This window comes from Arsenicitalea aurantiaca, from assembly GCF_003994485.1.
Classification (GTDB): Bacteria; Pseudomonadota; Alphaproteobacteria; order Rhizobiales; family Devosiaceae; genus Arsenicitalea; species Arsenicitalea aurantiaca.
This window is the reverse complement of record NZ_RZNJ01000002.1, coordinates 705481-731801: the sequence shown is the minus strand read 5'-3', so window position 1 is coordinate 731801 and position 26321 is coordinate 705481. Positions and strand designations below refer to the sequence as shown.

31 protein-coding genes and 2 tRNA genes are annotated in these 26321 nt (G+C 66.4%); 23 read left to right on the top strand and 10 right to left on the bottom strand.

Features of this window, described 5'->3' with window-relative positions; all coding sequences use genetic code 11:
* Positions 1-8: 8 nt before the first annotated feature.
* The 3 genes from EMQ25_RS07990 (at position 9) to EMQ25_RS07980 (ending at position 1999) form a co-directional block, all read left to right on the top strand.
* Positions 9-764 carry an alpha/beta fold hydrolase gene (locus tag EMQ25_RS07990; protein ID WP_127188010.1) on the top strand — a complete coding sequence of 252 codons (756 nt, stop codon included), beginning with the start codon at positions 9-11 and terminating at the stop codon, positions 762-764.
* A gap of 88 nt (positions 765-852) precedes the next feature.
* Positions 853-1680 (top strand): serine O-acetyltransferase, encoded by an 828-nt coding sequence (gene cysE, locus EMQ25_RS07985; protein ID WP_192895642.1) that lies wholly within the window; start codon positions 853-855, stop codon positions 1678-1680.
* Between the two features lie 100 nt (positions 1681-1780).
* On the top strand, positions 1781-1999 hold the full coding sequence (locus EMQ25_RS07980) for a DUF3126 family protein (RefSeq protein ID WP_127188008.1): 219 nt from the start codon (positions 1781-1783) through the stop codon (positions 1997-1999).
* Between the two features lie 9 nt (positions 2000-2008).
* Here the strand turns inward: EMQ25_RS07980 and EMQ25_RS07975 are convergent, their stop codons facing one another.
* On the bottom strand, positions 2009-2677 hold the full coding sequence (locus EMQ25_RS07975) for a hypothetical protein (RefSeq protein ID WP_127188007.1): 669 nt from the start codon (positions 2675-2677) through the stop codon (positions 2009-2011).
* Between the two features lie 95 nt (positions 2678-2772).
* Here EMQ25_RS07975 and EMQ25_RS07970 point away from each other — a divergent pair, with 95 nt between their 5' ends.
* A complete protein-coding gene (locus EMQ25_RS07970) occupies positions 2773-3096 on the top strand; it encodes a DUF6949 family protein (protein WP_127188006.1) in 324 nt (107 codons plus the stop codon).
* Positions 3097-3123: 27 nt separating this feature from the next.
* Here EMQ25_RS07970 and EMQ25_RS07965 read toward each other — a convergent pair whose 3' ends face one another.
* The 3 genes from EMQ25_RS07965 to EMQ25_RS07955 all read right to left on the bottom strand — a co-directional run bounded on the left by EMQ25_RS07965 (position 3124) and on the right by EMQ25_RS07955 (position 5289).
* Positions 3124-3744 carry a transglutaminase-like cysteine peptidase gene (locus tag EMQ25_RS07965; RefSeq protein WP_127188005.1) on the bottom strand — a complete coding sequence of 207 codons (621 nt, stop codon included), beginning with the start codon at positions 3742-3744 and terminating at the stop codon, positions 3124-3126.
* A gap of 137 nt (positions 3745-3881) precedes the next feature.
* Positions 3882-4514, bottom strand: a complete 633-nt coding sequence (locus tag EMQ25_RS07960) for a PilZ domain-containing protein (RefSeq protein ID WP_127188004.1) — start codon at positions 4512-4514, stop codon at positions 3882-3884.
* A gap of 118 nt (positions 4515-4632) precedes the next feature.
* Positions 4633-5289, bottom strand: a complete 657-nt coding sequence (locus EMQ25_RS07955; RefSeq protein WP_127188003.1) for a PAS domain-containing protein — start codon at positions 5287-5289, stop codon at positions 4633-4635.
* 187 nt (positions 5290-5476) lie between these two features.
* Between EMQ25_RS07955 and EMQ25_RS07950 the strand changes: the two genes are divergently transcribed.
* Positions 5477-6220 (top strand): rhomboid family intramembrane serine protease, encoded by a 744-nt coding sequence (locus EMQ25_RS07950; RefSeq protein WP_127188002.1) that lies wholly within the window; start codon positions 5477-5479, stop codon positions 6218-6220.
* Positions 6221-6223: 3 nt separating this feature from the next.
* Here EMQ25_RS07950 and hisI read toward each other — a convergent pair whose 3' ends face one another.
* Together hisI and folE are read right to left on the bottom strand one after the other, a co-directional pair.
* Positions 6224-6679, bottom strand: coding sequence for a phosphoribosyl-AMP cyclohydrolase (gene hisI / locus EMQ25_RS07945; protein WP_127188001.1), 456 nt, complete (start codon positions 6677-6679; stop codon positions 6224-6226).
* A gap of 49 nt (positions 6680-6728) precedes the next feature.
* Positions 6729-7352, bottom strand: coding sequence for a GTP cyclohydrolase I FolE (gene folE, locus EMQ25_RS07940; RefSeq protein ID WP_127188000.1), 624 nt, complete (start codon positions 7350-7352; stop codon positions 6729-6731).
* A gap of 148 nt (positions 7353-7500) precedes the next feature.
* Between folE and EMQ25_RS18365 the strand changes: the two genes are divergently transcribed.
* The 6 genes from EMQ25_RS18365 to EMQ25_RS07915 all read left to right on the top strand — a co-directional run bounded on the left by EMQ25_RS18365 (position 7501) and on the right by EMQ25_RS07915 (position 12471).
* A complete protein-coding gene (locus EMQ25_RS18365; protein ID WP_244606517.1) occupies positions 7501-7947 on the top strand; it encodes an iron-sulfur cluster assembly scaffold protein in 447 nt (148 codons plus the stop codon).
* A gap of 2 nt (positions 7948-7949) precedes the next feature.
* A complete protein-coding gene (gene yidD, locus EMQ25_RS18360) occupies positions 7950-8249 on the top strand; it encodes a membrane protein insertion efficiency factor YidD (RefSeq protein WP_425290229.1) in 300 nt (99 codons plus the stop codon).
* Positions 8250-8364: 115 nt separating this feature from the next.
* On the top strand, positions 8365-10335 hold the full coding sequence (gene thrS / locus EMQ25_RS07930) for a threonine--tRNA ligase (protein WP_127187998.1): 1971 nt from the start codon (positions 8365-8367) through the stop codon (positions 10333-10335).
* Positions 10336-10450: 115 nt separating this feature from the next.
* The gene (locus tag EMQ25_RS18355; RefSeq protein ID WP_342210640.1) at positions 10451-10822 is read left to right on the top strand and encodes a hypothetical protein; all 372 of its coding nucleotides are present in this window, start codon (positions 10451-10453) and stop codon (positions 10820-10822) included.
* 21 nt (positions 10823-10843) lie between these two features.
* Positions 10844-11275, top strand: a complete 432-nt coding sequence (gene arfB / locus EMQ25_RS07920) for an alternative ribosome rescue aminoacyl-tRNA hydrolase ArfB (protein WP_127187997.1) — start codon at positions 10844-10846, stop codon at positions 11273-11275.
* A 161-nt stretch (positions 11276-11436) separates the two neighbouring features.
* A complete protein-coding gene (locus EMQ25_RS07915; protein WP_127187996.1) occupies positions 11437-12471 on the top strand; it encodes a sensor histidine kinase in 1035 nt (344 codons plus the stop codon).
* Positions 12472-12474: 3 nt separating this feature from the next.
* Here EMQ25_RS07915 and EMQ25_RS07910 read toward each other — a convergent pair whose 3' ends face one another.
* Positions 12475-13479: a hypothetical protein gene (locus tag EMQ25_RS07910; RefSeq protein ID WP_127187995.1), complete on the bottom strand. Its 1005-nt coding sequence runs from the start codon at positions 13477-13479 to the stop codon at positions 12475-12477.
* A gap of 120 nt (positions 13480-13599) precedes the next feature.
* Here EMQ25_RS07910 and EMQ25_RS07905 point away from each other — a divergent pair, with 120 nt between their 5' ends.
* The 3 genes from EMQ25_RS07905 (at position 13600) to EMQ25_RS07895 (ending at position 16333) form a co-directional block, all read left to right on the top strand.
* Positions 13600-14181 (top strand): nitroreductase family protein, encoded by a 582-nt coding sequence (locus EMQ25_RS07905; protein WP_127187994.1) that lies wholly within the window; start codon positions 13600-13602, stop codon positions 14179-14181.
* A gap of 60 nt (positions 14182-14241) precedes the next feature.
* Positions 14242-15054, top strand: coding sequence for a transglycosylase SLT domain-containing protein (locus EMQ25_RS07900; RefSeq protein WP_127187993.1), 813 nt, complete (start codon positions 14242-14244; stop codon positions 15052-15054).
* Between the two features lie 76 nt (positions 15055-15130).
* Positions 15131-16333 (top strand): DUF2336 domain-containing protein, encoded by a 1203-nt coding sequence (locus EMQ25_RS07895; protein WP_158626002.1) that lies wholly within the window; start codon positions 15131-15133, stop codon positions 16331-16333.
* Between the two features lie 6 nt (positions 16334-16339).
* Here EMQ25_RS07895 and EMQ25_RS07890 read toward each other — a convergent pair whose 3' ends face one another.
* Positions 16340-17116 carry an NAD kinase gene (locus EMQ25_RS07890; RefSeq protein WP_127187991.1) on the bottom strand — a complete coding sequence of 259 codons (777 nt, stop codon included), beginning with the start codon at positions 17114-17116 and terminating at the stop codon, positions 16340-16342.
* Positions 17117-17330: 214 nt separating this feature from the next.
* Between EMQ25_RS07890 and EMQ25_RS07885 the strand changes: the two genes are divergently transcribed.
* From EMQ25_RS07885 to EMQ25_RS07870, 4 genes are all read left to right on the top strand, one after another.
* On the top strand, positions 17331-18365 hold the full coding sequence (locus EMQ25_RS07885; RefSeq protein WP_127187990.1) for a sensor domain-containing diguanylate cyclase: 1035 nt from the start codon (positions 17331-17333) through the stop codon (positions 18363-18365).
* A 74-nt stretch (positions 18366-18439) separates the two neighbouring features.
* A tRNA-Thr gene (locus tag EMQ25_RS07880) sits at positions 18440-18515 on the top strand.
* A gap of 481 nt (positions 18516-18996) precedes the next feature.
* Entirely contained in the window at positions 18997-20247 is a 1251-nt protein-coding gene (locus EMQ25_RS07875) for a DUF5996 family protein (protein ID WP_127187989.1), read from the top strand.
* A gap of 144 nt (positions 20248-20391) precedes the next feature.
* The gene (locus EMQ25_RS07870) at positions 20392-20631 is read left to right on the top strand and encodes a helix-turn-helix domain-containing protein (protein WP_127187988.1); all 240 of its coding nucleotides are present in this window, start codon (positions 20392-20394) and stop codon (positions 20629-20631) included.
* Positions 20632-20656: 25 nt separating this feature from the next.
* Here EMQ25_RS07870 and EMQ25_RS07865 read toward each other — a convergent pair whose 3' ends face one another.
* Positions 20657-21388 carry a metallophosphoesterase gene (locus EMQ25_RS07865; protein ID WP_158626001.1) on the bottom strand — a complete coding sequence of 244 codons (732 nt, stop codon included), beginning with the start codon at positions 21386-21388 and terminating at the stop codon, positions 20657-20659.
* Positions 21389-21494: 106 nt separating this feature from the next.
* Here EMQ25_RS07865 and EMQ25_RS07860 point away from each other — a divergent pair, with 106 nt between their 5' ends.
* From EMQ25_RS07860 to EMQ25_RS07845, 4 genes are all read left to right on the top strand, one after another.
* Positions 21495-21959, top strand: coding sequence for a YaiI/YqxD family protein (locus EMQ25_RS07860; RefSeq protein WP_127187986.1), 465 nt, complete (start codon positions 21495-21497; stop codon positions 21957-21959).
* A gap of 106 nt (positions 21960-22065) precedes the next feature.
* Complete coding sequence (locus tag EMQ25_RS07855; RefSeq protein ID WP_127187985.1) at positions 22066-23118, top strand: hypothetical protein; 1053 nt, start codon at positions 22066-22068, stop codon at positions 23116-23118.
* Between the two features lie 127 nt (positions 23119-23245).
* On the top strand, positions 23246-24373 hold the full coding sequence (locus tag EMQ25_RS07850) for an S-(hydroxymethyl)glutathione dehydrogenase/class III alcohol dehydrogenase (RefSeq protein WP_127187984.1): 1128 nt from the start codon (positions 23246-23248) through the stop codon (positions 24371-24373).
* A 117-nt stretch (positions 24374-24490) separates the two neighbouring features.
* A complete protein-coding gene (locus tag EMQ25_RS07845) occupies positions 24491-25300 on the top strand; it encodes a polysaccharide deacetylase family protein (RefSeq protein WP_127187983.1) in 810 nt (269 codons plus the stop codon).
* Position 25301: 1 nt separating this feature from the next.
* Here the strand turns inward: EMQ25_RS07845 and rlmB are convergent, their stop codons facing one another.
* Positions 25302-26057, bottom strand: coding sequence for a 23S rRNA (guanosine(2251)-2'-O)-methyltransferase RlmB (rlmB, locus tag EMQ25_RS07840; protein ID WP_127187982.1), 756 nt, complete (start codon positions 26055-26057; stop codon positions 25302-25304).
* Between the two features lie 176 nt (positions 26058-26233).
* Here rlmB and EMQ25_RS07835 point away from each other — a divergent pair.
* Positions 26234-26318 (top strand) — tRNA-Tyr (locus tag EMQ25_RS07835).
* Positions 26319-26321 lie beyond the last annotated feature (3 nt).

The window sequence follows — 26321 nt, the reverse complement described above, 5'->3', positions numbered from 1 at the left end:
AGCAAGGCATGGCCCAGTTCACATCCGATGGCGTCGAGATCGCCTACGAGATTCACGGGGAGGGGCGACCGATCCTGCTGATCCACGGCTTCGGCTCGAGCGCGGCTGTCAACTGGGTCGGAACGGGCTGGGTGGAGACGCTGACGGGGGCGGGCTACCAGGCGATCGCACTCGACAATCGCGGGCATGGAAAATCGCAGAAGCTGCACGATCCTGCGGCCTATACGCCGGCGATCATGGCGGACGATGCGGTGGCGCTGCTCGATCATCTGGGGATCGAGACGCTGCCGGTGATGGGCTATTCGATGGGCGCGCGGATCGCGGCGTTTCTCGCGCACCGGCACGCGGGCCGCGCCTCGGCGATGGTCTGGGGCGGCATGGGGATGAACCTCGTCACGGGGCTCGGTGATTCCGAGACCATCATCGCGGCGCTGCTCGCCCCGACGCTTTCGGAGGTGACGGACCCCATCGGGCGGCAGTTCCGGATCTTTGCAGAGCACACGGGTTCGGACCGGGAGGCACTCGCGGCGTGCATGGCGACATCGCGGGCGCCGCTCGCCGAGAGCGCGGTGCGCGAGATAGAGGTGCCGGTGCTGGTGGCGATCGGGGCCGACGACGTGATGGCGGGCGACCCGCAGAAGCTGGCGGACCTGCTGCCGCGCGGGGAGGCCTTCGTCATTCCGCGGCGCGACCACATGCGCGCGACGGGCGATCCGGCCTTCCGGCAGGCGGCGCTGGATTTCCTTGCACGGAACGACCAGTAATCGCGCAGATGTCGAACCATTTTTGCAGTCAGGCTTTGTTTTGTAGCAACCGATATCCTATATCGATAGGCCACCGTGGAGGCCCATCATGACCAGCAATCTTCGCCGCAGCTTGCCGCTGGAAGCCGTTGATCCGGTATGGGGAGCGATCCTTGCGGGCGCTCGCGACATCGCGGCCAAGGAGCCGGCGCTCGCCAATCTCGTCTATTCGAGCATTCTCAACCACGAGACCTTCGAGAGCGCGCTGGCGCACAGGCTTTCCGAACGGCTCGGGCATGAGGACGTGTCGGCGGACCTGATCCGCCAGGCGATGGCAGAGGCGCTCGGGGTGGATGCCGAGATCGGCGCTCAGGCGCGGGCGGACCTCGCCGCGACGCTCGAGCGCGACCCGGCCTGCCACAGGGCGATCGAGCCCTTTCTCTATTTCAAGGGGTTCCAGGCGATCCAGACCCACAGGTTTGCCCACGCGCTCTGGGGCGCGGGCCGGCGCGACATGGCGCTCTACCTGCAAAGCCGGGCAAGCCAGGTGTTCCAGGTGGACATCAACCCAGCCGCGAAATTCGGCCAGGGCATCATGCTCGACCACGGGACGGGGTTCGTCGTGGGCGAGACGGCGGTCGTCGGGGATCACTGCTCGATCATGCAGGGCGTAACGCTGGGTGGTACCGGCAAGGCCGACCAGGACCGGCATCCCAAGATCGGCAATGGCGTGCTGATCGGTGCGGGCGCGATCGTGCTCGGCAACATCGAGGTGGGTGACTGCGCGCGGGTTGCGGCCGGATCGGTCGTCGTCAAGCCCGTACCACCGCGCGTGACCGTGGCGGGCGTGCCGGCCAAGGTGATCGGCGAGGCCGGCTGCGCGGTGCCGGCCAACGTCATGGACCATGTGGTGATGGTACACGAGCCGGGCGCCTGATTTTCGCCCCATGCAGCGGGGAAAAGCGCCGCCCGCACTTGTCGGCGCCGCCCGGGTGCCTATGGTGGCGCTCCCCGAACACACAAGAAGGATCGGCCTCGTGAATCATCCGGAAATCATCAAGCTCCAGAAATTTCTGCAACAGAAATTCGGCAACAGGGGCATTGATGTCCGCCCGCGGCCCAAGAAGGACGACTCCGTGGAAGTCTATATCGGCGAGGAATTCCTCGGCCTGATCTATGTGGACGACGAGGACGGGGACCGCTCCTACAACTTCCAGATGGCGATCCTCGACATCGATCTGGACGAAGTCCAGTAAGCGGAAGGCTCAGAACGCCCCGATGCGCGAAAGCCACGGGGTGATCTCGGCGTCGAACCGGCGCCATGCCGGCAAGACCGACGCATCGAAACTGTAGAGCGCGGCAATGCCCGGGCTCAGCACCACGGTCCGCAGGCAGCGCGATGGCGCGCCATCGGTGACCGGCTCCATGCATTTGGCGACGAAGGGCTCGGGCGAGAGGGCGTCATACCAGACGGTCTCCCCCGAAAAGCCTTCGCGGGCCCGCAAGGGCTTGCCGACGAGGCCTGGCGGGCCCGAAATCTCCACCGGCTCGAAATTGTGCAGATAGACCCCGTCGAGCAGGCCGGCGCTGGGGCGGGCGCGGCTGCGCGGCATCAGCGTGACGTCGATGGTCGCGATCCTCCCGCCATCGGCGAGCGGCATGGGCACGGAGAGGTCGATCTGATCGGCAAAGCCTTCGACGCGCTGCTCACCGAAGCGGAACCAGGACAGCGGGATCTCGAGATTGCGCCCGCCGAGCGCCCGGGTGAGGGTGGGCTCGGTGGTGGTGAGCGCCGGAAGCGGTTCCATCGGTCGGGCGATGCTGTCGAGCGCATAGGCGGCACCGACCCCAACGAGCGCCATGGTCATGGCGATCAGCCCGAGATTGTATCCGACCCCGGAAGCGGCAGGCCTCGGTTCTGAGCGACTCGTCATGGCCGTTAACCAGCACTGCTTGGACATGGTGACAGCAGATCAAGCCCGCATTATGTTTAATGAACAGTTAATGCGATGGTCAGAGGGGGCACGTTATGTCGACGGAGTTCTTGCTGGCGCTGTTCGTTATTGCGGTGGGACTGTCGGCCGCCGCAGTCGTCACCTATCTCTATCAGGGACTGAGCGGACAGCCGGCGATGCTGCGCTATGATGGTCCGACCTTCGCCCACACGCTGGGGCACCTCTTTTTGAGCTTCATCTGCGGCCCCTACATCATGCTCAAGCTCGGGTGGCGGCCGGAGGCAAACGGGCGGGTCGAGATGGGCTCGGCGGTGCTCGCGGCCCTCGTCGCGTTCGGCTGGAGCTTCGTAACCGGACTTTTCCTGCTCGGGACGTGGTTTGCGATGGTGCGCTTCTAGGAGGGGCCTCCCGCCTCTGCGCCCCGCTCAGCGCGCTGCCACGATGGTGGTGCGCTCGTCGAGCAGGTCGACCCACTGGCCGGCATGCGCCTGGGACTGGCGCTTGAGGAACTGATAGGGGGTCTCGTTCCAGACGCGGATCATGCCGTCCTGATTGTCGAGGACGAGGTCACCGCGATCGGTGCGCACGGTGAGGACCGCGTGCCCGGCGCCGTTGGTTTCGCGAACGACGGTGATCAGAAGGGCGCTGGCGGGCCAGCCGGCCTCGATCAGGGCCCGGCGCTTGGCAAGGGCGAAATCCTCGCAATCGCCATAGATTTCGGGGTAGGCCCACATCTCGGCGACGCCATAGATCTCCTCATCGGTCATGGCGATGATCGTCTCGTTGAAATAGCTGTTGACGGCAAGGAGCTCCATCCAGCGCGTCTCGGTCAGTTCGACCGCGGCGACGGGATTGGCATGGGCCGCGCAATCGCGCGGATGCTGCCTGCAGAAATCGAGGTGACCGACCGGGATGGAGGTGGCGCCCGAAACCTTGATGAAGACCGGATGGCCCGCGACGGCGGAATTCGCGAGGGCAGGGGCCACGAGCCCGCCGAGGGCGATGACTGCGATGGCGAGGGCCTTGGCGAAATCTGCGAACTGCATCGTCGGTCTCCTTGAACGAGACCACGATGCCCGTGCCGGATTGCGGCGATCGGAAAACTAAGAAGCAGTTTTTAGACGTGTTTTAGCCGTTGTCGGAAGGTCCGGTTAACCGTGTCGGTGGACGGCGGTACGGGCGCTCAGTTGACGCGCAGATTCTGCTGCACGACCGTCAGCATCTCCTGGGCGGAGGCGAACTCGACAGCGACCCCATCGGGGAAGTGGCGCACGACCCGCGCGCGCATGCGCCCGAGCGTGACCGGGGTGCCCATTGCGGGGCGCACGGCGATCTCGATGGCCGCGCCCGAAAGCGAGATGTCGATGATCTTGCAATTGTAGCGCCGGCCATCGTCGAGCACGACGGTGGAGTGCCGGATGTCGGGGACGACGCGCTCGTGCCGGCGATCCTCGGGCAGGTTGAGGATATCCTTGTTGGCGAGCCAGGTGAGCTGGGCCGACATGCGGTCCCGCTTGCGGGCGGAGGCGGCGAGGCTGAGATTGAAGCCGCCATCGATGATCTCGGTGATGGTGCCCTCGATCCGGCCGATATGGTCGAGATAGGCGATGACGCGCTCGCCCGCTGCACCCTGCACGGGGGCGATGACGAGGGCGTCGCCGGGCGACATTTCGAGCACCTGGCATGGATATTCGCTGCGATCGGCGAGCATGTAGCGGCCGAGCACGGACACCTTCACGCGCTGGAAGCGCGGCATCTCGGCATAGGCGCGGGGGGAGCGTGCCAGCCCGCGGGGCGAGACATCATCGGTGAGCATGCGAGCAACCAGTCCCCGGCCGTGTCACAGGAGTGAGCCAAACCTAACCAAACTTGGTTAATCGAAAATGGAATTCGTCGCGCAAAGCGCTACCAGGCTGCGTATTTCTACGGCGTGGTCAGGACCGACCGCCGTCGATGACAGCAAGGTGAGAATAACGCCGCGCGGACCGGCCGTAAACGGTGGTCGTGAGGGGGGCGGTTTCCCCGCCGCCGGTGGCGAAGACGACTTCCTGGGGCACGCGGGCCGAGACGTCGCGGGCGGCATCGGCGTGGGAGGCGTCATCGGGCCAGATCAGCCGGAGACCGGTGATGCGCTGCTCCATGACGGGCTGGACGCCGAGCCAGTAGGGCTCCTCGAGCGCGGTCATGGCGCCAAGCAGGCGCGATTCGGTCGACCCATTGTGGCGGATGGGCAGCAGAATGGTCTCGAATGCGAGGCGGGTATGGATGGAGGTGGTGCCCTGGAAGGTGATGAGGGCGACCGCGTGATCTTCGGTGACGGCGCGAATCAGCGTGTCCATCGCGTCCCGGTCGCGCTCGTGCCAGAGGCGGCTGAAGGAGCGACCCTTGAGCTCGCGGCTATAGGCGGTGCAGAGTTGGGAGCCGGCGAGGCGGAAATCATAGCCGCCATCGACATTGGATTCGAGGATGAAGGTGTTGGCGAGCGCCCCGCGGATGCGGGTGGGATCGATATCACGACGATCGGGCGCGCTGCGGGCACCGCGTAGCGCGTTCCAATAGTCGTAGAGCGTCCTGGTGCTCTGTTTCTGCATCGTCTTTTTCTGCCCCGTGAACGCAGTATGGAATCGTCCCCCGCAGGAGGCGTACTGGCGCAAGCCGGACACTGGCAAAACGGCACGCCGAAATCGCCCTTAAACATTGGTTAAGGTTAACCGCGCGGGGGTGGTGTGGATAAGTGGGTGAATAAGGCGTACAACGGCGCCGATCCGCGGAGCTGTCATGTCGCATACCGAACGTCCCCCCGAATCCGAGCAGAATCAAGACGATAGAGCGCGGGAGCCGATCTTCCTGCTGCCCGGGGTGGTGACGGTGCTCGGCGGGCTGATTCTGGCTGTGCATGCCGCTTCCGCCTTTGTTTTCAACGCCGAGACGCGGCTGCTGTTTACCGTCTGGTTCGGGTTCATCCCATTGCGGGCGCTCTCTGTGGATGGATTGCCGGGCGGGGTGCTGCCGCTTTTGTGGACGCCCTTCACCCATGCGCTGCTGCATGCGAGCTGGGAGCATCTGCTGCTCAATCTCGCCTGGTTCGCGATCTTCGCGACGCCGGTGGCGCGGCGCTATGGCAGCGTGCGTACGGTGGTGATCTTTTTTGTTTCGGCGGCCGTGGGTGCGCTCGCCTTCGCGGCGACGACGCTGCCGGAACTGCAGATCCTCGTCGGCGCGTCGGGCGGTGTCGCGGGGCTGACCGGGGCGGCCACGCGGTTCATGTTCCAGCCCGTGCTCTTTATCCGAGATCCCGAAACGGGCGAGCCACGGGTGGCGGGGCGGCGGCTGGCGAGCTTCGGCGAACTGATGGCGAACCCCAAGTCACGCTATTTCACGCTGATCTGGGTGGTGCTGAACGCGGCGGTGCCGCTGCTGCCGGCGGTGACGGGCGCGGACGTCAACATCGCCTGGCAGGCGCATCTGGGCGGGTTCTTTGCGGGGCTGCTGCTTGCGGGGCTGCTCGAACGGCGAGGCTGAAATTCAGCCCTTCGCGTAGATTTCGGCCGGGTCGAAGAGGCGCGGCAGGCCGGTGTCCTCGAGGACGGGCCCGGTTTCGGTCCTGACAACGCGGCGGTAGAAGCAGGTCTTGCGCCCGGTATGGCAGGCGGCGCCGACGCCGGTCTGCTCAACGAGCACGAGCATGGCGTCCTGGTCGCAATCGGTGCGGATCTCGACGAGCTTCTGGATTTCGCCTGAGCTTTCGCCCTTTTTCCAGATCTTGCCGCGCGAGCGGGAATAATAATGGACGGCGCCGGTCTCGAGCGTGAGCGCGAGCGCCTCGGCATTCATGTGGGCGAGCATCAGCACGGTGCCGGTCGCCGCCTCGACGGTGATGGCGGTAACGAGGCCATTGGCATCGAAGCGGGGGGCGAGGGCGGTGCCTTCCTCGAGTGCTGCGTGGTCGAGATCGGCGGGGTTTTCAAAGATCGTGCTCATGGGCGGGTTCTAGTCCCGCCCATGGCCAGGCGCCAGAGGTAATCGAGGATCAGCGCTTGCCCACGAGGGCGTAGAAGCGATCCTGCTCATTGCGGTCCTCAGCGAAGACGCCGGTGAAGCGGTGGGTGAGGGTGGAGACGCCATGGGCGTGTACTCCGCGCATGGACATGCACATGTGCTCGGCCTCGATCATCACGGCGGCGCCACGGGGGTTCAGCGCCTCGTTGATGGCGTCGATGATCTGGGCCGTGAGATTCTCCTGGGTCTGCAGGCGGCGCGCGAAGATCTCGACGACGCGGGCGAGCTTGGAGAGGCCGACGACCCCGTCATGGGGCAGGTAGGCGATGTGCGCCTTGCCAGTGAAGGGCACCATGTGGTGCTCGCAATGGGAGGCAAAGGGGATGTCGCGGACGAGGACGATATCGTCATATCCCCCGACCTCCTTGAAGGTGCGGGCGAGCACTTCGCGCGCATCGAGGTCATAGCCCGAATAAAGCTCACGATAGGCGCGCGCGACGCGGCGGGGCGTGTCGAGAAGGCCTTCCCGATCCGGATCGTCGCCGGCCCAGGCGATGAGGGTGCGGACGGCAGCCTCGGCTTCCTCCTGGGTGGGGCGCACGAGATCGGCATAGCTGATTTCGGTTACGCGATCGGTCTTGACGCTGGCATCCATCTATCGGGGTTCCTTGCTTGGCCGCATGGACACCATACGCACCTGGGGCATCGGCGGATCGGCAGGGCGCACAAGATTGCCACGCCCGCTGACAGGCTGCTTCCGCGCTCCTATATAGGCGGGCAGCGTATCCCCAACAAGCAACAGAATGGCGTCGATCATGGAACTGAGCGATCTCTATTCCGAAAAGATCCTCGAGATCGTGGCGAACGCACCCAAGGGCGAAAGGCTCGATATGCCCGACGCCACCGCGCGCAAGACGAGCCGGGTCTGCGGCTCGGTGGTGGAGGTCGACCTCAAGCTCGAGGACGGGATGATTGCGGACTTCGGGCACAGCGTGAGCGCATGCGCGCTCGGGCAGACGACGACGGCCATCGTCGCGCGCAACATTCTCGGTGCGCCGGGCGCCGAAATGCGCCGGGTGCGGGCCGAGATGGAAGCGATGCTGAAGGCGGACGGCGCGCCGCCCACCGGGGAGCGCTGGACGGACCTGCGCTATCTCGAACCGGTGCGGGACTTCCCCAACCGGCATGCGTCGACGCTCCTCGTCTTCGAGGCGGTGGTGGCGGCGCTCGATACGATCGAAAGCCGGTAGCGGTGGACAGGATCTGGCGGGTGATCGACCTGCCGTTCAAGCTGCTCGCCTATGGGCTGATCACGATCTACCGGTACACGCTTTCGGCGTTTGTCGGGCGGACGTGCCGGCACGCGCCCTCGTGCTCGGAATTCACGCGCGACGCGATCTGGCGGCACGGGTTCTGGCCCGGAGGGTGGATGGGGCTCGCGCGGCTCACGCGCTGCCGCCCCGGGGGCACGCACGGGTTCGACCCGGTGCCCGAGACGCTGCCCGCGACGGGTCGCTGGTACAGGCCCTGGGCCTATGGGCGCTGGCGCTGAGGCGTGTCGCGCCGTCGATCGGGAAGCGGCGATCCGCGCAGGGCATGACAGGGCAAGGTGAGCCGTGTTAGACCGCCCGGCCGACTTTTCTCAATTTCTGGATCTGGAGATCAAAATGATCAAGGTGACGTTCCCCGACGGTGCTGTTCGCGAATTTGCGCGGGGCACCACCGGGACCACCGTGGTCGAGGCGATCTCCAAGAGCCTCGCCAAGAAGACCGTGGCCATGAAGTGGAACGGCGTGCTTGCGGATCTGTCGGACCCGATCGAGGAGGATGGGGCGATCGAGTTCGTCATGCGCGACAGCGCGGACGGGCTCGGGCTCATCCGCCATGATGCCGCGCACGTGCTGGCCGAGGCGGTGCAGGAGCTCTGGCCTTCGACGCAGGTGACGATCGGGCCGGTGATCGAGAACGGATTCTTCTACGATTTCCATCGCGAAGTGCCGTTTTCCGAGGACGATCTGCGCGCCATCGAAAAGAAGATGGGCGAGATCATCGAGCGGGGCGCGGCGTTCACCAAGGAAGTGTGGAGCCGCGAGGAGGCCAAGCGCGTCTTCGAAGCCAAGGGCGAGCACTTCAAGGTGGAGCTGGTCGACGCGATCCCCGAAGACCAGTCGATCAAGATCTACAAGCAGGGGCAGTGGTTCGACCTCTGCCGGGGGCCGCACATGCGCTCGACGCGCGATGTGGGGCAGGCGTTCAAGCTGACCAAGGTGGCCGGCGCCTATTGGCGCGGCGACAGCCGCAACCCGGTCTTGAGCCGCATCTACGGCACGGCCTTTGCGAGCAAGGCGGAGCTCGATGCCTATCTCGTCATGGTCGAGGAGGCCGAAAAGCGCGACCACAGGAAGCTGGGGCGCGAGATGGATCTCTTCCATCTGCAGGAAGAGGCGCAGGGCTCGGTCTTCTGGCACCCCAAGGGCTTTGTCATCTACAACCAGATGGAGCAGTACATCCGCCGGCGCCTGACGGCGGCCGACTATGTGGAAGTCAAGACCCCGCAGCTGATGGCGGCGAAATTCTGGGAGCAGTCCGGGCACTGGGGCAAGTATCGCGAAAACATGTTCGTCGTGCCCGACGAGGTGCCAAACACCGAGGAAGACGGGCCGATCCTTTCGGGGAAAGCGGAGTTCATGGCGCTGAAGCCGATGAACTGTCCGGCGCACATCCAGATCTTCAAGCAGGGCATCAAATCCTATCGCGACCTGCCGATCCGCATGGCCGAGTTCGGGTGCTGCCACCGCAACGAGGCGCATGGCGCGCTGCACGGGCTGATGCGCGTGCGCCAGATGACGCAGGACGACGCACACATCTTCTGCCGGCTCGACCAGGTGCAGGAGGAAACCGAGAAGTTCTGCACGCTGCTCGACCAGGTCTATACCGACATGGGCTTTACGGACGTCAGCATCCGGCTCGCCACGCGCCCAGAGCAGCGCGGCGGCACCGAGGAGATGTGGGATTTCGTCGAGAAGGCGCTGGGGGACGCGCTACGGGCAACCGGCCGCGATTTCGAGATCGCGCCGGGCGATGGGGCGTTCTACGGGCCCAAGCTCGAATTCCATCTCAAGGACGCCATCGGGCGCTCCTGGCAGCTCGGGACGCTGCAGCTCGATGCGCTGCTGCCCGAGCGGCTCGATGCGGCCTATATCGCCGAGGACGGATCGCGGCACCGCCCGATCATGCTGCACAGGGCGATCCTCGGTTCGCTCGAGCGGTTCATCGGCATGATGCTGGAGAGCTATGCCGGACGCATGCCGATCTGGCTGGCGCCGGTGCAGGTCGTGGTGGCGACGATCGTTTCGGAAGCCGATCCGGCGGCCGAGGTGCTGGTCGCGCGGCTCAAGGGCCTCGGCATCCGCGCCGAGCTCGACACCCGCAACGAGAAGATCAACTACAAGGTGCGCGAGCACTCGGTGCAGAAGGTGCCGCTGATCTACGTGATCGGCCGTCGCGAGGCGGAGGAGGGCAGCGTTTCGGTCCGCCGGCTCGGGGCCGAAGGCCAGAAGGTGATGAGCATCGAGGATGCGATCGGCGATCTTGTCGCGGAGGCCACGCCCCCCGATATGAAGCGGGATGCGGCCTGAGGCGCCATTTGCCCGCGCCGCTGCCGCCGCGGCCCCGCGGCGGATATGGAGCAGGGGGTGAGATGGTGAGCTTGAGCCGACTGCACTGGCCATTCGGGCCGGGGCGCCTTTGCCGATGAGCAACAAATACGAGCGCCGGCTGCAGCGCCAGTTCGACAGCATGGTGCGCCGCTGGCCGGCGACCGGCCGGGTGATCGGCTTTCTCCGCCGCCCGGTGGCCCGGCTCGTGCGCATCCCGCTCGGCATCGTGCTGGTGCTCGGGGGCATATTGAGCTTTTTGCCGGTGCTCGGGGTCTGGATGCTGCCGCTTGGGCTTTTGCTGCTGGCGATCGACCTGCCATTCCTGCAGCCGCCGGTGACCTGGAGCATCGTGCGCGGGAGACGGCGCTGGCAGAACTGGAGCCGCACGCGGCGTGCGCGCCGTCTGGCCGAGGCTGCAGCGCGCGAAGCGCGTGCCGATGCCACAAAGGCCGACCCGAGGCCTTAGGCCAGACCGAACGGAGGCTGCGTGGCAGACCGTATCGCCATTACCGGTTCGCTTTCGATCCACCCGGACGAGGTGGAGGAGAGTTTCGTCCGGGCGTCCGGTCCGGGCGGGCAGAACGTCAATAAGGTTTCGAGCGCGGTGCAGCTGCGGTTCCACCTCATGGGGTCGTCCTCGCTGCCGGGGCCGGTGAAGACGCGGGCGGCGCGTCTGGCAGGCGCACGGCTCACCAAGGAGGGGGTGATCCTGATCACAGCCGATCGGTTTCGTACCCAGCAGCTCAATCGCGACGATGCGCTGGGGCGGCTCGTGGGGCTGCTCGCGGAGGCTGCGGTGCCGCCCAAGCCGCGACGACCGACCCGGCCGACGCTCGCCTCCAAGCAGCGCAGGCTCAAGAGCAAGGCCGAGCGCGGCGCCGTCAAGAAGCTGCGGGCGAGCCGGCCGCAGATGGACTGACGGGCCGTAGGCGCGCCTTCTCGCCGCGGGCTGTTCCAAACGTTACAAAAGTCGCACGCCGCTGTGGCCGTTTCGCGAACGGTAATGATATACGGGCTGATGCGCGCCGGGCATTCGTGCCAGATCGTGCCAATCGACAAACAGGAACTCGACTGGACGACATGCGCAACTCGCCCCGCTGGCTTCAGCGACTGCCCTCCGTACAAGCCGAACACGCCCCACGCAGCCTCGCCCGGATCGTCGCGCTCTATGCGGCCGGGTTCGGGCTTTTCGTCATCTCGCTCGTGGTGCGCTTTTGGGCCGATCCCTATCTGCCCGCGGGCTTTCCCTACCTCACCTTCTTTCCGGCGGTAATCGCGACGGCGTTCCTCTTCGGGGTGGGGCCGGGGGCGATGGTGGCGCTGCTCTCGGGGCTTGCGTCCTGGTATTTCTTCATCGCGCCGGCCAACAGTTTCGTGCTCGATCTGGGAGCTTTCCTCGCGCTCAGCCTCTATGTCTTCGTCGTCGTGGTGGATATCGGGCTCGTGCACCTGATGCTGCGGGCCTATCGGGCCGAGACGGCGGCGCGTGGCGAGATGGAGCGGGTGGCCGAGCTCCAGCAGATGATGACCAACGAGCTCGATCATCGGATCAAGAACATCTTCGCAACGATGAACGCGATCATCTCGCTGAGCCAGAAGCATTCGGAGACGCCCGCGGACCTTGCCGACAAGCTGCGCGAGCGGCTGAACGCCATGGGGCGCTCGACCATGCTGCTGCGCGGGCTGACCGATGGCGATGCCGCGACGCTCGGGCTCGTGCTCAATCAGGCGCTAGAGCCCTTCGGGCTCGTCGAGGCGGGGCGGCTCGAGACGCGGGGGGCGCCCTTCGAGATCAGCGGGCAGGCGATGGTGGTGCTGAGCCTGATCTTCCACGAGCTCGGCACCAATTCGGCCAAGTATGGCGCGCTCTCCTCGCCGCGCGGCAGGATTGCGGTGGCATGGGACAGTCTCGTGGGGGATGAAGGCCAGCCCCTGCTGCGCATCCAGTGGGTGGAGCGGGGCGGGCCGAAGCCCGAGCCCAACAGCCACAAGGGTTTCGGCTCGGCGCTGATCCCGCGCGTGCTCGCAACGCTCGGGGGGAGCTGGGACGCGGTGTTTGCCGATGGCGGCGCGGAGTTCGAGATCCGCGTGGCGCCGGAGCGGATCGGGGTCTGAGGATCAGTAGACCTCGGTCAGGACCTCGATCTCGCGGGCAGGACCCGGCGCGACCTCGAACTCGCGGTTGAAGACCGTATCGCCCTGCTTGGCGAGGACGATGTAGTCGCCCTCGGCGAGCACGGTTGCAGGGAAGGCGCTGATCTCGCTGAAAATGGTCTGGCCGCTCTCGTTCTGGACGGTCCATTCGACGTCGGCGATGGCTTCGCCGCCGGTCTCGGTGACGAGGCGAAAAGAGATCTGCGCCGCGCGGTGGTAAAGGGTGGCCTCGGTCATCTGGCCGGGCTCGACGCGGAGGTCGGCGCGCACGACCGCGTTGATGTCTCCGAAGCGTGAGACGATGTGGTAGGTGCCGGCATTGAGCGTGACGATATCGCTCGAGCTCAGATTCTCGGCGACGAGCACGCGATCGATCTCGTTGCCTTGGGTGTAGACGTCGAAGCGCAGCTGGTTGATCGGGATCGGGACGTCGCCTGTGATCGCCGCGTTGAGCCTGAGGGCGCCGGCGTCGAGAATCACCGATTTGGTGCCGCCGCCGGGTTCGACCGAAAGCCGGTCGCTGGCCTGGGCACGGCCATAGGCGACGTGCACGACATATTCGCCGGGGGCGAGGCTGACGCGGGCCGTGGCGTCCTCGGACTTGGCGGCCAGCGCGAGCTGGCCCGAATTGTCCGTACGCGTATCGAAGATCCGCCAGACGAGACCTTCGGGAATGCTCGCGCCGCCTTCGGTGATGAGGGCGGTGAGCGTTACTGGCTGCACCTCGGCGGCAAACGCGTTCACCGCTTCGCTCGCGGTGGTCGCGGCATCGGCGGCAATGGGCGCCGGCGATTCGGCCGTGGCCGGCGCCTCGGGCGAATCAGCGGGCCCGGGAACCTCCGATGGGTCGGGCATGCGGTCGGCGGGCCGCGGCATGGGAACGGGCGCCTCGGACTGGGCGAAGGCAGCAGGCGTCGCAAGCGCCAGCATCAGCGCGGAAGCGACCGCAAAACATGTCCTAGAACTCAATACGTACCCCTCGGCGGTGGCTTTTGCAGGCCATTCATGCGAGCCCGCTTGCATTGCTATCCCCGGAATTGGGAAAAGCTGTGTCACAGGACCACAACCACTGCAAGCGAGCGCCCGCCCATGCCGATGAACACCGAGACCCTGAAGGACTATCTGCTGACGCGTCGCTCCGTCGGGATGGCGTTTCTCAAGGAGCCCGGGCCGGATGCCGACCAACTGCAGACGCTGCTCGAGATCGGTACCCGAGTGCCCGACCATGGAAAGCTCGCGCCCTGGCGGCTGGTGCTCATCGAAGGCGAGGCGCGGGCCGAGGCAGGTGAGGCGCTGGCGAGGATCGTCGCGGCGCGCAATCCCGATGCCGAGGAGGCGGCCCTGGATGTAGAGCGGCGGCAGTTCCTGCCCGCGCCGCTGACCATTGGCGTTCTCTTTTCACCCCGGCCTGCCGCCAAGGCCCCTGAACTCGAGCAATTGCTGTCGGCGGGCGCGGTCTGCCTCAATCTCGTCCATGGCGCCAATGCGCTGGGGTTCGCCGCCTGCTGGGTGACGCGCTGGTATACGTTCGATCCAGAGGCCCAAGGTGCGCTCGGGGCAAGGGGCGGCGAGCGCTTCGTCGGGTTCGTGCATATCGGAACGCCCACGATCAGCCCCGACGAGCGGGAGCGCCCGGCAATCGAGGACGTGGTGAGCCGCTGGCCGGGTTAACGCGGCGTTAACCACGACAGGCGATTGGTTAAGAGACCCTTTCCATGAGGAGCGGAGCCGTTGGGCGTCCAGTCGATCTCCATTCCGCCAGCCCTCGTTCAGGTGCTCAACAATGCCGGGCAGAAGAGCGGCGTCGATTTCGACTATCTGGTGCAGACCGCCATCCGGGAAAGCAGCCTCAACCCCAAGGCGAAAGCGCAGACGTCGACGGCGACCGGGCTCTTCCAGTTTCTCGAAAGCACCTGGCTCGAGGTGATGAAGACCGAAGGCCCGCGGCTCGGCTATCAGCGTTATGCTGATGCGATCGAGGTGAGGGGCGGGCAGTATTCCATTTCCGACAGAGGTTTGCGCGCCGAAGTTCTGAAGCTGCGTGAGGATCCGCAGATTGCCGCCGATCTTGCGGCGGCCTTCACACGCAACAATGGCGCCTATCTCCAGCAGAAGTTCGGGCGCATGCCGAGCCCGGGCGAACTCTATATCGCGCACTTCATGGGGGCGCGCGGCGCCGAGGAGATGTTCGCGGCGGGCCTGCGCAACCCCGACCAGATCGCGGCGGATCTGTTCCCCCGCCAGGCGGCGGCCAACAAGCCGATCTTCTATGCCGACGGCAAGCCGCGTACGATTCGCGAGGTCTATCGTGCGCTGGTGGCGCGGCACGATGCGCCATCGGGGGCAAGCCCGGCCTTCGTTGCCCAGCAGATGGCGAGCCAGCCCGGCGTGCCGACGGGGCAGGGCGAGGCGCTGCCCTCACGCTTCTCGCGAGAGGACATGTCGTTCACGAGCCTCTTCATCACCGAGCCTGCCAAAGCCGAGCCGGTGATCGAGCCATCGGCCGCCGAAGGGGCGCTCTTCAGCCGGATATACGGTCAATGACGGATGAACGGACATGGTGAACCGTTCCTTAAGCCTTCGCGCCTAGCCTTGCTGCCGGTGGATGCCGGAGAGCGTTATGGTTGCGTATCAGGATTTCGTCGCGCTTTGTCAGTCCAGCGACAGCGAGGCCCGCGGGCAGGCGGCGCACATGGCGGCGCGGGCCTATCTCTGCCATGAGGGGCCCGCGGACGAACATGCCGCGCTCTACGCGGCGCTGATCGGATTTCTCGACGATCCCTCGGTCAAGGTACGCGCCGCGCTCGCCTATGGGCTGCTGCATGCGACCAACGCGCCGCGGCCGGTCCTGCTGGCGCTGTTGCAGGACAGCGCGGTAATTGCGCGGGCGGTGGCCCAATACTCGCCCGCACTGGTGGATGCCGATTTGATCGGGCTGATCCGGTCGGGCGATGCCGCCATTCTCCTCGCCATTGCGCTGCGCGAAAGGGTGAGCCCGCGCGTCGCACTCGCGCTGATCGGGCGGGGCGAGCGCGGCGTGACGCTGAAGCTTCTCTCGCGCCGAGAGATCGGCATTGCGGAGGACGCGCTGACGCGGCTGGCAGAGGGGCCGGGGCTCGAGGATGCCGAACTGCGGGGGGCACTTCTGGCGCGAGGCGACCTGCCCGCGGGGGCGCGGCTGCTGCTGGTCGAACATGTCGCGGCGCTGCTTGGCGGGCTGCGGGTGGTTAAGGGCGCAATTGCGCCCCAGCGCCTCGAGCGGCTGATGCGCGACCTGACGGACAGCGCGGCAACCAGCATCGGGGAGGCGACGGCCGGTGAGGGCACCGCCTATGCGGACACGCTGATCGCCCGCCAGCGGATCAGCATCCGCGTGCTGCTGCACGCGGTGGTCAACGGGCATGTGATGTTCTTTGCCGACTGCATTGCCGCGCTCGGCGAAATGCCGAGGAGCAAGGTCTTCGGGCTCCTCGAGCGCGGCAGCCGTACGGCGATTGCCGCCATGCTCGGGCGATGCGGGCTCGAGCCTGAGGTGAGCGCACTGCTCGCCCGGCTTGTGCTGATGGCGCGCGAGGCGGATCTGGCCGACGATGTTGCGGCGCGCCATTTCGTCGTGACGGCGCTCACCGAGGAGATCCTGATCGAGCACTGCAACGCGGTGCCGGCGGCGCTCGAGGAGGCGTTCAGCTATCTGAGCGAACAGAATGTGGGGCTGGCCCTGAAGGCGGCGCGCGGCGTGATGGCGGGCTTTGCCGGTCATCGCGGCGGGGACGCGCTGCCGCTGCCATCGGGCGAGATGCGGCTGGCGCTGAGCGCGGCCTGAGCGCTCTCAGTAGCGGAACTGCTCGAGGAGCACCCGCTCCTCGAGGCTGGTGCCCGGATCGAAGAGCAGGGTGACCCGTTTGTCGCGGTCCTCGCGCACATGCACCTCGCGGATGTTGCGGAACTCGACATTGTCGGCGACGGCGCTGACCGGCCGCTTCTCACCTTCGCGGATGCGGAAGGTGACGGCGGCATGGTTGGAGAGGATCGCGCCGCGCCAGCGGCGGGGCCGGAAGGGTGAGATCGGGGTGAGGGCGAGGAGCGGCGAGTTGATCGGCAGGATCGGCCCGTGCGCGGAGAGATTGTAGGCGGTGGAGCCGGCTGGGGTGGCGACGAGCACGCCATCGCAGACGAGTTCGTCGAGCCGGGGCTCGCCATCGACGAGAATCTCGATCTTGGCGGCCTGATAGGACGACCGGAAAAGCGACACCTCGTTGAGCGCGAGAGCCTCGTGCGTTGCGCCGCGCGCATCGAGCACGCTCATCGCAAGGGGGTAGATATGGGTGGGCTTGGCGGACGCGATGCGCTGGCGAAGCGTATCGGGCTCGTAGCCATTCATCATGAAACCGACCGAGCCGAAATTCATGCCGTAGACGGGTGTGTCGCGCGCCATCGCCGAATGCAGGGTCTGCAGCATCAGCCCATCCCCCCCGAGCGCGACGATGACGTCGGCATGCTCGGACGCCGTGTCACCATAGCGCGCGCGCAGGGCATCGGCGGCGGCGTTGGCCTGGGGGGTGCCGCTCGTGACGAAGCTGAGGCGAAGTCTGTCGGGATCGTGCACGGGCGGGCTCCATCGGGGCGGACCTGATTACCATGCGCTCCGGACCGAGGCCATCCCGCCAAAGTCGGGTGCAGGCGGTGGCTCATTAACGGAATCGCACCGGTTTCGAGACAATCTGGATAAAGTTTTACCGGTCCGCGAAAGCCGGCCCTAGCGCGGCGCAGGGCAGGATCGGGGTCAGATAGCGTCACCGCCGCGGGGAATAGCAACACCAATGGACAAGCTCAGCGACGAAGAAGGTCGGCTCGCCGCACTGGCGCGCTACAATCTGACCGAGACCGGCGAGGAACCGGCCTTCAAGCGGATTACCGAAGTGGTCCGGCTGACGCTGGGCGTGCCGATGGCCGCCGTGACAATCATCGATCGCAACCGGCAGATCTTCAAGGCGGCGGAGGGCCTTGCGGCAACGCCCACACCGCGCAACGAGGCGTTCTGCGACCATACGATCCGGGCGAGCCGGCCGATGGTGGTGGCCGATGCGACGCGCGATCCGCGCTTTGCAGAGAACCCGAACGTAACCGCAGGGGCGCAGATCCGCAGCTATCTCGGCATCCCGCTCCATACCCCGGACGGGTACAATCTGGGCTCGCTCTGCGCGCTCGATTCGCATGTGCGCAGCTTCACCCCGCGCGAGATCGAGATCATGCAGGCGCTCGCACGGCTCGTCGCCGAGCAGATCGAGCTGCGCCAGATTGCCGAGCAGGATTCGATGACCGGCGCGCTCACGCGGCGCGGGTTCATCGCCGAGATGGAGAAGGATTTTGCCCGCGCGCGGCGCTATGACCGGCCGTCGGCGCTGCTCGTGCTCGACATCGACAATTTCAAGGCGATCAATGACGCGCATGGCCATCCGGCCGGGGATGCCGTGGTGATCGCAGTGGCGCGGGCGTGCATGCAGAGCATGCGGGCGAGCGATGCGTTCGGGCGGATCGGCGGCGAGGAATTCGCCATGCTGCTGCCAGAGACGGATGCAGGCGACGCGCTCGCCTGCGCCGAGCGCATCCGGCAGCTGATCGCGGAGCTGACGGTGGATACCAGCGCCGGGCCGCTGAGCGTCACCGCAAGCTTCGGGGTCGCGGCGATGGGGCCGGCCATCACGGGGCCCGAGCAATGGTTCTCCGAAGCCGATATCGCGCTTTATGAAGCCAAGCGCTATGGCCGCAACCGCTGCATCCTCGCCAAGCCGCGCAGGCCCGCCGTGACGGCAGATGGGACCGAGACCTTGCCGGGCGACGGCAAACTTCACTGAGCCGAGCCAACAAGCGCTTGGCAGACGCCCCCGGCGCCGCTAGATAGAGCCTGCCCGGCCAAATCGCCGCGGCCGCCGGTATAGCTCAGTTGGTAGAGCACCTGATTTGTAATCAGGGGGTCGCGGGTTCGAACCCTGCTGCCGGCACCATGACTTGCAGCCCTTTTTTGCGGTTTGCTGCCGGCGCGGGGGTCGATGCCACCCTCACGGAACATGATGTTGTTCATATTTATTGGGCCTATAGCGACGCTTCGTCGACCTGGTCGCGGAGGGTTTCGACTGCGCGATCCGGGAGGGTGTGCTGCAGGAATCCCATCTCGTTGCCAATCGCGTCGGCACGATTCATGGGAAGTTGCTGGCCAGCCTTTTGCCATATCGATGGCCATGGGGCGCCCGTGGTTCCTGCAAAGATCGTGCACCATGATGCGCTGATGCAGGGCGTTCCACTTTTCGCGACACAGTTGGGCCGACCGCAGGACTAGCGCCGCACGAGGCGCCCCGATACGACTCGAACAAGGCCACACCGCGCTGGCCCGGGGCGCTGATTGGATGGTGGCCGGGCGCGGCGTCACGCATTCGGAGCGCACCACCGAACACATCCCATGACCCGCTCTCGGCGAAAGGATCCGCAATGACGAAGTGGCCGCAACTGGACTATCTGGGCTGGCGCGAAACGTGCTCGGCCCTTCACCTCTATCTGCAGATCGTCGGCAAGTACCGGCTGGCCCATACGCCATGGCTGAACCACTCCTGGAATGCGACCTTCTACGTCACGCCACGGGGCCTCTCCACCTCGCCGATACCAGACGGGCCGGGCATCGAAATCCTGTTCGATCTTCTCGAGCACAGGGTGGTCGGGGCGTGCGGTGCAGGTCGCACGCTGTCGTTTCCGCTCGGTCCCACGACCGTTGCCGACTTTCACGCACGGTTCGTGCAACTGGTCTCCGACCTCGGCGGTACCCCGACCTTCAATGGCAGTCCGAACGAGGTGCCGTTCCCGGTGCCATTTGCCGAGGACGATCGCGACAGGCCCTATGACGGCGACGCCGTGCAAAGTTTTCATCAGGCGCTTATTGCAACGGACAGGGTGTTCAACCGCTTCCGCACTGCCTTTCTGGGCAAGTCCAGCCCCGTTCACCTCTTCTGGGGTGCCCTCGACCTCGCGGTAACCCGGTTTTCGGGGCGCCGGGCGCCGCTTCACCCCGGTGGTATCCCGGCCTTGCCGGATGATGTGGCACAGGAGGCCTATGACCGAGAGGTGTCTTCGGCAGGCTTTTGGCCGGGCGGAGGCGGCATCGAGTATCCGGCATTCTACGCCTATGCCTATCCGGCACCCGGGAGCTATCGCGCAGCCTCGGTGAAGCCTGAGGGCGCGTTCTGGCATGAGACCCTTTCGGAATTCGTGCTGCCCTACGAGGCCGTGCAGTCTGCCGCCGATCCCGACGAAGCGCTGATGGCGTTTCTCGTGTCCACCTACGAGGCGGCGGCCGATCTGGGGGGCTGGGACCGTGACCTTCTTGAATGCTCACCCGGAAAGCCGCGGCAGGTTCGCCCGCCCGATGCCGTGCAGGCGGTCGCGGCGCCCATGCACGGTAAGGAAGCCGTGGAGCGCGAAGATGGGCCGACCAAAGGCCGCTACCGGCTCGTTATCGACGGCGCCGAGGCGGAGATGACCTATAGCCGCGCCGGCGAGGGGCTCATCATCATCGACCATACCGAGGTGCCTGCAGCATTGCGCGGCCGGAAGATCGGCGAGCGGCTGGTGCGCCAGGCGATTGAGGATGCCCGGCGCGACGGCGTCATCATCATGCCTTTGTGCCCCTTCGCGAAAGCGCAGATCAGCCGCCATCCGGATTGGCAGGATGTGGTGCGGATGGCGTGAACGGCGAGGATCGCTTCGCTGCGGTGTTCGCGCAATCGGTCGGGTAGAGCGGGGAAGGCGTGGTGCGGGTGCTCGTCGAGGCGTGGGGCGTGAACCAATCGGGCTCGTGCGACTTCCTTGTTCAGCCAAGGATGGAGAAGCACGATGACTTTCCCGCTCAATCCCGCCGATCGCGAGCCCAAGGGCGATCATAATCGCCGGATCGGGCTCGGCCTCAGTCTCGAGCAGATGGCCGCGGAGGCCGGCGTCACGGTCGAGGCGCTGCGGGAGTACGAGATGACGAGCCCGGATCACAAATTCGACCTGCTGGTCGCAGAACGGGTCGGTGCCGCGCTCGATCGCCTGGAGGCGCATCCGCCCGCGAGCCAGCAGGTGCAATCCTAGCTGCGCTGCACCGAGGCGTGCGGGATCAGCTCCGAACCTGAAGCAGCCGCGTCTCGCCCGTTGGCAGGACGCGGAGGGCGGTCAGTGTGCCGGAGGCAAAGCAGCGCGTGTCGATGCCGTAGCGTATCTGGGTAATGACGGGCTCCGGCGTCGGCGTGTGGCCGTGGACGACGCGTAAACCTCCGAGATCGGTCGCGTCGAGGAACGGGCGCCGGATCCAGATGAGATCGTGATCCTCCTGCTGTTCGAGCGCCGTGCCGGGCCGGATGCCCGCATGGACGAAGACGAAGCCGGGCAGCGCGAGGAGGATGGGCAGGCTTTCGAGGAATTCGACATGAGCCGGCGGAATGCCCGAGGCCATGGCCTCCGCGATGGCGTCCGGATCGTCAGCGGCAGGGACGGCGGAAATGCCATAGGAGGCAAGCGTGCGATCGCCACCTTCAGGCACCCAGTCCCCATGCGCGACAGGATCTGCGAGGCAGTCGAGCAACATCTGCTCGTGATTGCCCAGAAGCGAAAGACGGCGAAAGCCGGCGGGCGGCGGGCCGAGGAGGTGATCGATGACGCCCCTGGTGTCTGGGCCGCGATCGACCTGGTCGCCGAGGGTAACGATCCACTTCTCGCCTGGAATGTCGGCCGCGTCGGCGACGATCTCGGCTTCCATGGCCTGAAGCTGGGCACCGCACCCATGGATGTCGCCGATGGCATAGAGGGCTGCAACGGGCCAGTGGTCGAGGATGAGGCGATCGCGGGGCATGTCTGTCCTTCTCTTAAGTCTATCGGGAGGGTGGCGATGGCGCTGCATGTGGTCAAGCGGGCGATTGCGGTGGGCAGACGGGACGGGCAAGGCTAGACTTGCGGGCATGCAGAAGAACCCCTGGATCTATATCGACGCCGATGCCTGCCCGGTGAAGGACGAGGCGGTCCGCGTGGCCTATCGCCATGGCTTAGGCGTTACGCTCGTAGCCAATGGTGGGCTCAGACCTTCCCGAGACCCGATGGTTCGAACGGTCGTCGTGCCGCAAGGCGCCGATGCGGCGGATGACTGGATCGTGGAGGCGGTCGCGGGCAACGACATCGTGGTCACCGCTGACATTCCGCTTGCGCGGCGCGCGCTCGAGAAGGGCGCGCATGTGCTCGGGCCGACGGGGCGACCGTTCACGCCGGAATCGATCGGCATGGCGCTTGCGATGCGCGAGCTCAACCAGCACCTGCGCGAAACCGGCGAGAGCAAGGGCTACAACAAGGCGTTCGGGCCCAAGGACCGCTCGGCCTTTCTCGCGCGTCTCGACGAGACGGTGCAGCGGGCAATGGCGGCGCTGAAATAATCGGCCGGGCCGCGCACAACCCCGTGAGTTCTGTTATAGGAAGGGTGCGGGGCAGGGCCAGGCCCGCCATTGAATCCGTGCGTCTGACGAAAGAGGATTTGCCCATATGAGCTTGAAAGTGCACTTCGGCCTGCCGGTCATGGTTTCGCTCGGCCTTCTGGTCGCAGCCTGCGACAACAGCCCGCCCGCACCGGCCCAGACCAGTGCGCCGGTGGAAGAGCCCGCCGCGCCCGCGCCCGTCGCCGAAACGCCTGAGCCAGAGGCTGCCGTAGCAGAACCCGAGGCGGCGCCTGCAGAACCCGAGGCGGCGCCTGCCGAGACCGCAGTCGCCGATGCCGAGGCGGCGCCTGCTGCCGATGTACCCGCTGAGGCGGTGGCCGATCCCGAGACCGACGTCACCGCAGCAATAGCAGCGGATGAGGACGTGGACATCGAGGCCGAGGCGCAGGCGCTGGCTGAAGCCCGGCTGGCCGAGGACGCAGCCGAGGCCGAGGCGGCCGCGGCCGAAATGCGCCGCGCCGAGGAAGAGCGCCTCAACGCCGAAAACGCCGAGGCCGAGAGGCTGGCAGCTGAAGTCCGCGCCGCGGAGGGAGCACGGCTGGCCGAGGAGAATGCCCGGGCCGACGAGGCGATGGAGCAGCTGAGGGCCGAGGAAGAAGCGCGCCTTGCCGCCGAGGCCGCGCTCTCCGAGCAGGCCACTGCGACGATCGAAGCCGAGGAAGCCCGGCTGGCGGCGGAGGCAGCGGCCGCTGCGACGCCCCAGGAGACTGCGGTGACCGAGGTGGACGTGCCCGAAGCGCCGGCGGCCGAACCCGCCGTGGACGTGGCCGGGGCCGATGCCGGTGAGAAGGGCGCTGCCGACGTCGCCCAGGCGCTTGCCAACCCCGTCGCGCCGCGTGCCGCAACGCAGCAGGCGGTGCCCGAGACCGGTGAGGTGCAGGTCGAACTTGCGCCTGAAACGACGGCGGACGCTGCAGCCAAGGGCGTCGCCGATGCCGAGGCCGCGATTGCCGGCGCGAGCGCGCCCGAGGCTGAGGCAGAGGCAACTGCGGATGCCGAACCGGAAGTCGTCGAGCCCGAGGGCGAAGCGGCCGGGGATGCTGGGGCCAAGGGGCGTGCCGACGCATTGGCCGCGATCCGGGCAAGGCTCGCGCAGTAGACGGCGCCACCGCCAAGAGCGATCACGAGCCCGCCATCCGCACCGGATCGGCGGGCTCTTTCATTGTGGGGCCGGCGGGGCTGTGGCATCGTCCGGTCAATCCGGAATCGATTGAGGAAACAGAGCCATGAAGACGCGCGCCGCAGTCGCCTTTGCCGCCGGCAAGCCGCTGGAGATCGTCGAAGTCGATCTCGAAGGCCCGAGGGCTGGCGAGGTGCTGGTGGAGATCAAGGCCACGGGCATCTGCCACACCGACGAGTTCACGCTTTCGGGCGCCGATCCGGAAGGCATCTTTCCGGCCATTCTCGGGCATGAGGGCGCGGGGATCGTCGTCGACGTGGGTGCCGGCGTCACGAGCGTGAAAAAGGGCGATCACGTGATCCCGCTCTACACGCCCGAATGCCGGGAGTGCCCCAGCTGCCTTAGCCGCAAGACCAATCTCTGCACGGCCATTCGCTCGACCCAGGGGCAGGGGCTGATGCCGGACGGGACATCGCGCTTTTCCTTCGAAGGCAAGCCCATCCACCACTATATGGGCTGCTCGACCTTCTCGAACTACACGGTGCTGCCCGAGATCGCGGTCGCCAAGATCGACCCCGAAGCCCCGTTCGACAAGGTCTGCTACATCGGTTGCGGGGTGACGACGGGCGTGGGGGCGGTGATCAACACCGCCAAGGTCGAGCAGGGGGCGACGGCGATCGTCTTCGGGCTCGGTGGCATCGGGCTCAACGTGATCCAGGGGCTGCGGCTCGCGGGCGCGGACATGATCATCGGCGTCGACCTGAACAATGACAAGAAGGCCTGGGGCGAGCGCTTCGGCATGACGCATTTCGTCAACCCCAAGGAGGTCGGGGGCGATCTCGTGCCCTATCTCGTCAACCTGACCAAGCGCGGCGCGGACCAGATCGGCGGGGCGGACTATACGTTCGACTGCACGGGCAACACGACGGTGATGCGCCAGGCGCTGGAGGCCAGCCATCGCGGATGGGGCAAGTCGATCATCATCGGGGTTGCCGGGGCCGGGCAGGAGATTTCGACCCGACCCTTCCAGCTGGTCACCGGGCGCTCCTGGTTGGGCACGGCGTTCGGCGGCGCGCGCGGACGCACCGATGTGCCGCGGATCGTCGACTGGTACATGTCGGGCAAGATCGAGATCGACCCGATGATCACCCATACGCTGAGGCTCGAGGACATCAACAAGGGGTTCGACCTGATGCATGCAGGGGAATCGATCCGCTCGGTCGTCCTCTACTAGGGACCGGCGCCACATTTATGCTTAACGCCGCTTTGCCAAAGGCGGCGGCGTTGAGCGGTTTGTTAACCACGTCAGGACAATCATCGACCCCGTTACGCAGTTTGACGGGGGTTGAGCGTGGTTCTGGCGCATGGGTTGCTTGTCGGTCTTGTCGTTCTGGCCATGGCCGGCTGCGCCAAGCCGCCCAGAGAGCAGGCTTTCGAGCCCTATCCACGCTTCACACAGACTGTCTCGGAGGCGCAGGCACCGCGCTTTGCGCAGCCCTCGGCCCTTGCCGGACGTACGCTGAAAATCGCTTCGAACGCCGATATCCGGCTTGCGCCGGGCGAAGTCGTGCTGACGTTCGATGATGGCCCGCGCCCGGACCGGACCGAGGCGATCCTCGATACGCTCGACCGGCACGGGGTCAAGGCGAGCTTCCTGATGGTGGGCCATCAGGCGCTGAACCATCCGCAGATCGTGCAGGAGGTGGCGAGACGGGGACACAGCGTCGGGCACCACACGTTCACCCACCGCAATCTGGCGGATGCCAGCCCCGCCGAGGCAGAGCGCGAGATCGCGGCCGGCGAGGCGGCAGTCGCCCATGCGCTTGCAGGCTCGGGGCTGAGTGCTGCGCCCTTCTTCCGCTTCCCCTATCTGGCGCAGACCAGCCTCCTGCGCGCGGGGCTTGGGGAGCAGGGCATGGTGATCCTCGACGTGGACGTCGATTCCAAGGATTACTATCCCGAAAGCCCGGGCGTCGTCACCAAGCGCACGCTCGATCGGCTCGAGGAGCGCGGGCGCGGGATCATCCTCTTCCACGACGTGCACCAGCGCACGGTGGACATGATGGACGGGTTCCTCGCTGAACTGACTGCGCGCGGTTACCGCGTGGTGCATCTGGTGCCGGGGCAGCCGGATCCTGAACTGGTGGTGGCCGGCCGCTAGCTCAGCCGACGCGACCGGCAGTTGCCGCAAAGAGCGCGATGGCGGCGGCATTCGAGACGTTGAGCGACTTGATGGGCCCGGGCATGTCGAGCTTCACCATCTCGTCGCAGAGCTCGCGGGTGCGCTGGCGGAGGCCCTTGCCTTCGGAGCCGAGGACGATGGCGAGCGCCTGGTCGCCGGAGCGCGGGCGAAGCGGGGCAGGGGCCTCGGAATCAAAGCCGAGGACGAGCAGCCCGCGCGACTTGAGGGTTTCGAGCGCGTCGCCGAGATTGCGCACTTCGATCAGAGGCACGAGATCAAGCGCGCCGGACGCCGATTTCGCCATGACACCGGTCTCGCGCGGGGCGTAGCGGGCGGTGGTGATGACGGCATCGGCCCCGAAGGCGCATGCGGTGCGCAGGATGGCGCCGACATTGTGCGGGTCGGTGACCTGGTCGAGGACGACGACGAGGGTGAGAGGCTCGATGTCATCGAGCCCGAAACGGCTTACCGGATCGACCTCGAGCGCAAGGCCCTGATGGACGGCCTCGGCGCCGAGCAGCCGGTCGAGCTCCCGCGGCGTGGTCTCGGTGATCTTGACCTTGCCGGTGCCCCCGCTTTCTCCGAGCCGGATGAGGGCATTCGGCGTTGCCAGCAGGCGGCGCTTGCTGCGGCGCGGATTGTCGAGCGCGGCGCGAACCGTGTGCAGGCCATAGAGAAAGACCGGCCCGTCATCGGGATTGTAGCGCGGCTTGGGCGGGAATTTGTTGGTGCTCATGGCGCTTGGGTACCGCCTTTGCGGGCTGCCAGCAAGCGGCTGTGGATGGGGTGACAAAAGCGTCACAGGCAGAGGTGATTAGGTGTTGACAGGGGGCGGTGGGTTCACCATAAACCGCCCCGACGACGCGTTCACCACTCGGGCGCCCGTCGCATCGCCGAGGCGATGCCCGGCATGGAGGGGTGGGAGAGTGGTTAAATCCGGCAGACTGTAAATCTGCTCGCTTAGCGTACACTGGTTCGAATCCAGTCCCCTCCACCACCG

Coding starts and splice junctions, on each gene's coding strand:
- EMQ25_RS07990 (WP_127188010.1), top strand. CDS start 9: ATGGCCCAGTTCACATCCGATGGCGTCGAGATCGCCTACGAGATTCAC.
- cysE (WP_192895642.1), top strand. CDS start 853: ATGACCAGCAATCTTCGCCGCAGCTTGCCGCTGGAAGCCGTTGATCCG.
- EMQ25_RS07975 (WP_127188007.1), bottom strand. CDS start 2,677: ATGACGAGTCGCTCAGAACCGAGGCCTGCCGCTTCCGGGGTCGGATAC.
- EMQ25_RS07970 (WP_127188006.1), top strand. CDS start 2,773: ATGTCGACGGAGTTCTTGCTGGCGCTGTTCGTTATTGCGGTGGGACTG.
- EMQ25_RS07965 (WP_127188005.1), bottom strand. CDS start 3,744: ATGCAGTTCGCAGATTTCGCCAAGGCCCTCGCCATCGCAGTCATCGCC.
- EMQ25_RS07960 (WP_127188004.1), bottom strand. CDS start 4,514: ATGCTCACCGATGATGTCTCGCCCCGCGGGCTGGCACGCTCCCCCCGC.
- EMQ25_RS07955 (WP_127188003.1), bottom strand. CDS start 5,289: ATGCAGAAACAGAGCACCAGGACGCTCTACGACTATTGGAACGCGCTA.
- EMQ25_RS07950 (WP_127188002.1), top strand. CDS start 5,477: ATGTCGCATACCGAACGTCCCCCCGAATCCGAGCAGAATCAAGACGAT.
- hisI (WP_127188001.1), bottom strand. CDS start 6,679: ATGAGCACGATCTTTGAAAACCCCGCCGATCTCGACCACGCAGCACTC.
- folE (WP_127188000.1), bottom strand. CDS start 7,352: ATGGATGCCAGCGTCAAGACCGATCGCGTAACCGAAATCAGCTATGCC.
- EMQ25_RS18365 (WP_244606517.1), top strand. CDS start 7,501: ATGGCGTCGATCATGGAACTGAGCGATCTCTATTCCGAAAAGATCCTC.
- thrS (WP_127187998.1), top strand. CDS start 8,365: ATGATCAAGGTGACGTTCCCCGACGGTGCTGTTCGCGAATTTGCGCGG.
- EMQ25_RS18355 (WP_342210640.1), top strand. CDS start 10,451: ATGAGCAACAAATACGAGCGCCGGCTGCAGCGCCAGTTCGACAGCATG.
- EMQ25_RS07915 (WP_127187996.1), top strand. CDS start 11,437: ATGCGCAACTCGCCCCGCTGGCTTCAGCGACTGCCCTCCGTACAAGCC.
- EMQ25_RS07905 (WP_127187994.1), top strand. CDS start 13,600: ATGCCGATGAACACCGAGACCCTGAAGGACTATCTGCTGACGCGTCGC.
- EMQ25_RS07895 (WP_158626002.1), top strand. CDS start 15,131: ATGGTTGCGTATCAGGATTTCGTCGCGCTTTGTCAGTCCAGCGACAGC.
- EMQ25_RS07885 (WP_127187990.1), top strand. CDS start 17,331: ATGGACAAGCTCAGCGACGAAGAAGGTCGGCTCGCCGCACTGGCGCGC.
- EMQ25_RS07875 (WP_127187989.1), top strand. CDS start 18,997: ATGACGAAGTGGCCGCAACTGGACTATCTGGGCTGGCGCGAAACGTGC.
- EMQ25_RS07870 (WP_127187988.1), top strand. CDS start 20,392: ATGACTTTCCCGCTCAATCCCGCCGATCGCGAGCCCAAGGGCGATCAT.
- EMQ25_RS07865 (WP_158626001.1), bottom strand. CDS start 21,388: ATGCCCCGCGATCGCCTCATCCTCGACCACTGGCCCGTTGCAGCCCTC.
- EMQ25_RS07860 (WP_127187986.1), top strand. CDS start 21,495: ATGCAGAAGAACCCCTGGATCTATATCGACGCCGATGCCTGCCCGGTG.
- EMQ25_RS07855 (WP_127187985.1), top strand. CDS start 22,066: ATGAGCTTGAAAGTGCACTTCGGCCTGCCGGTCATGGTTTCGCTCGGC.
- EMQ25_RS07850 (WP_127187984.1), top strand. CDS start 23,246: ATGAAGACGCGCGCCGCAGTCGCCTTTGCCGCCGGCAAGCCGCTGGAG.
- rlmB (WP_127187982.1), bottom strand. CDS start 26,057: ATGAGCACCAACAAATTCCCGCCCAAGCCGCGCTACAATCCCGATGAC.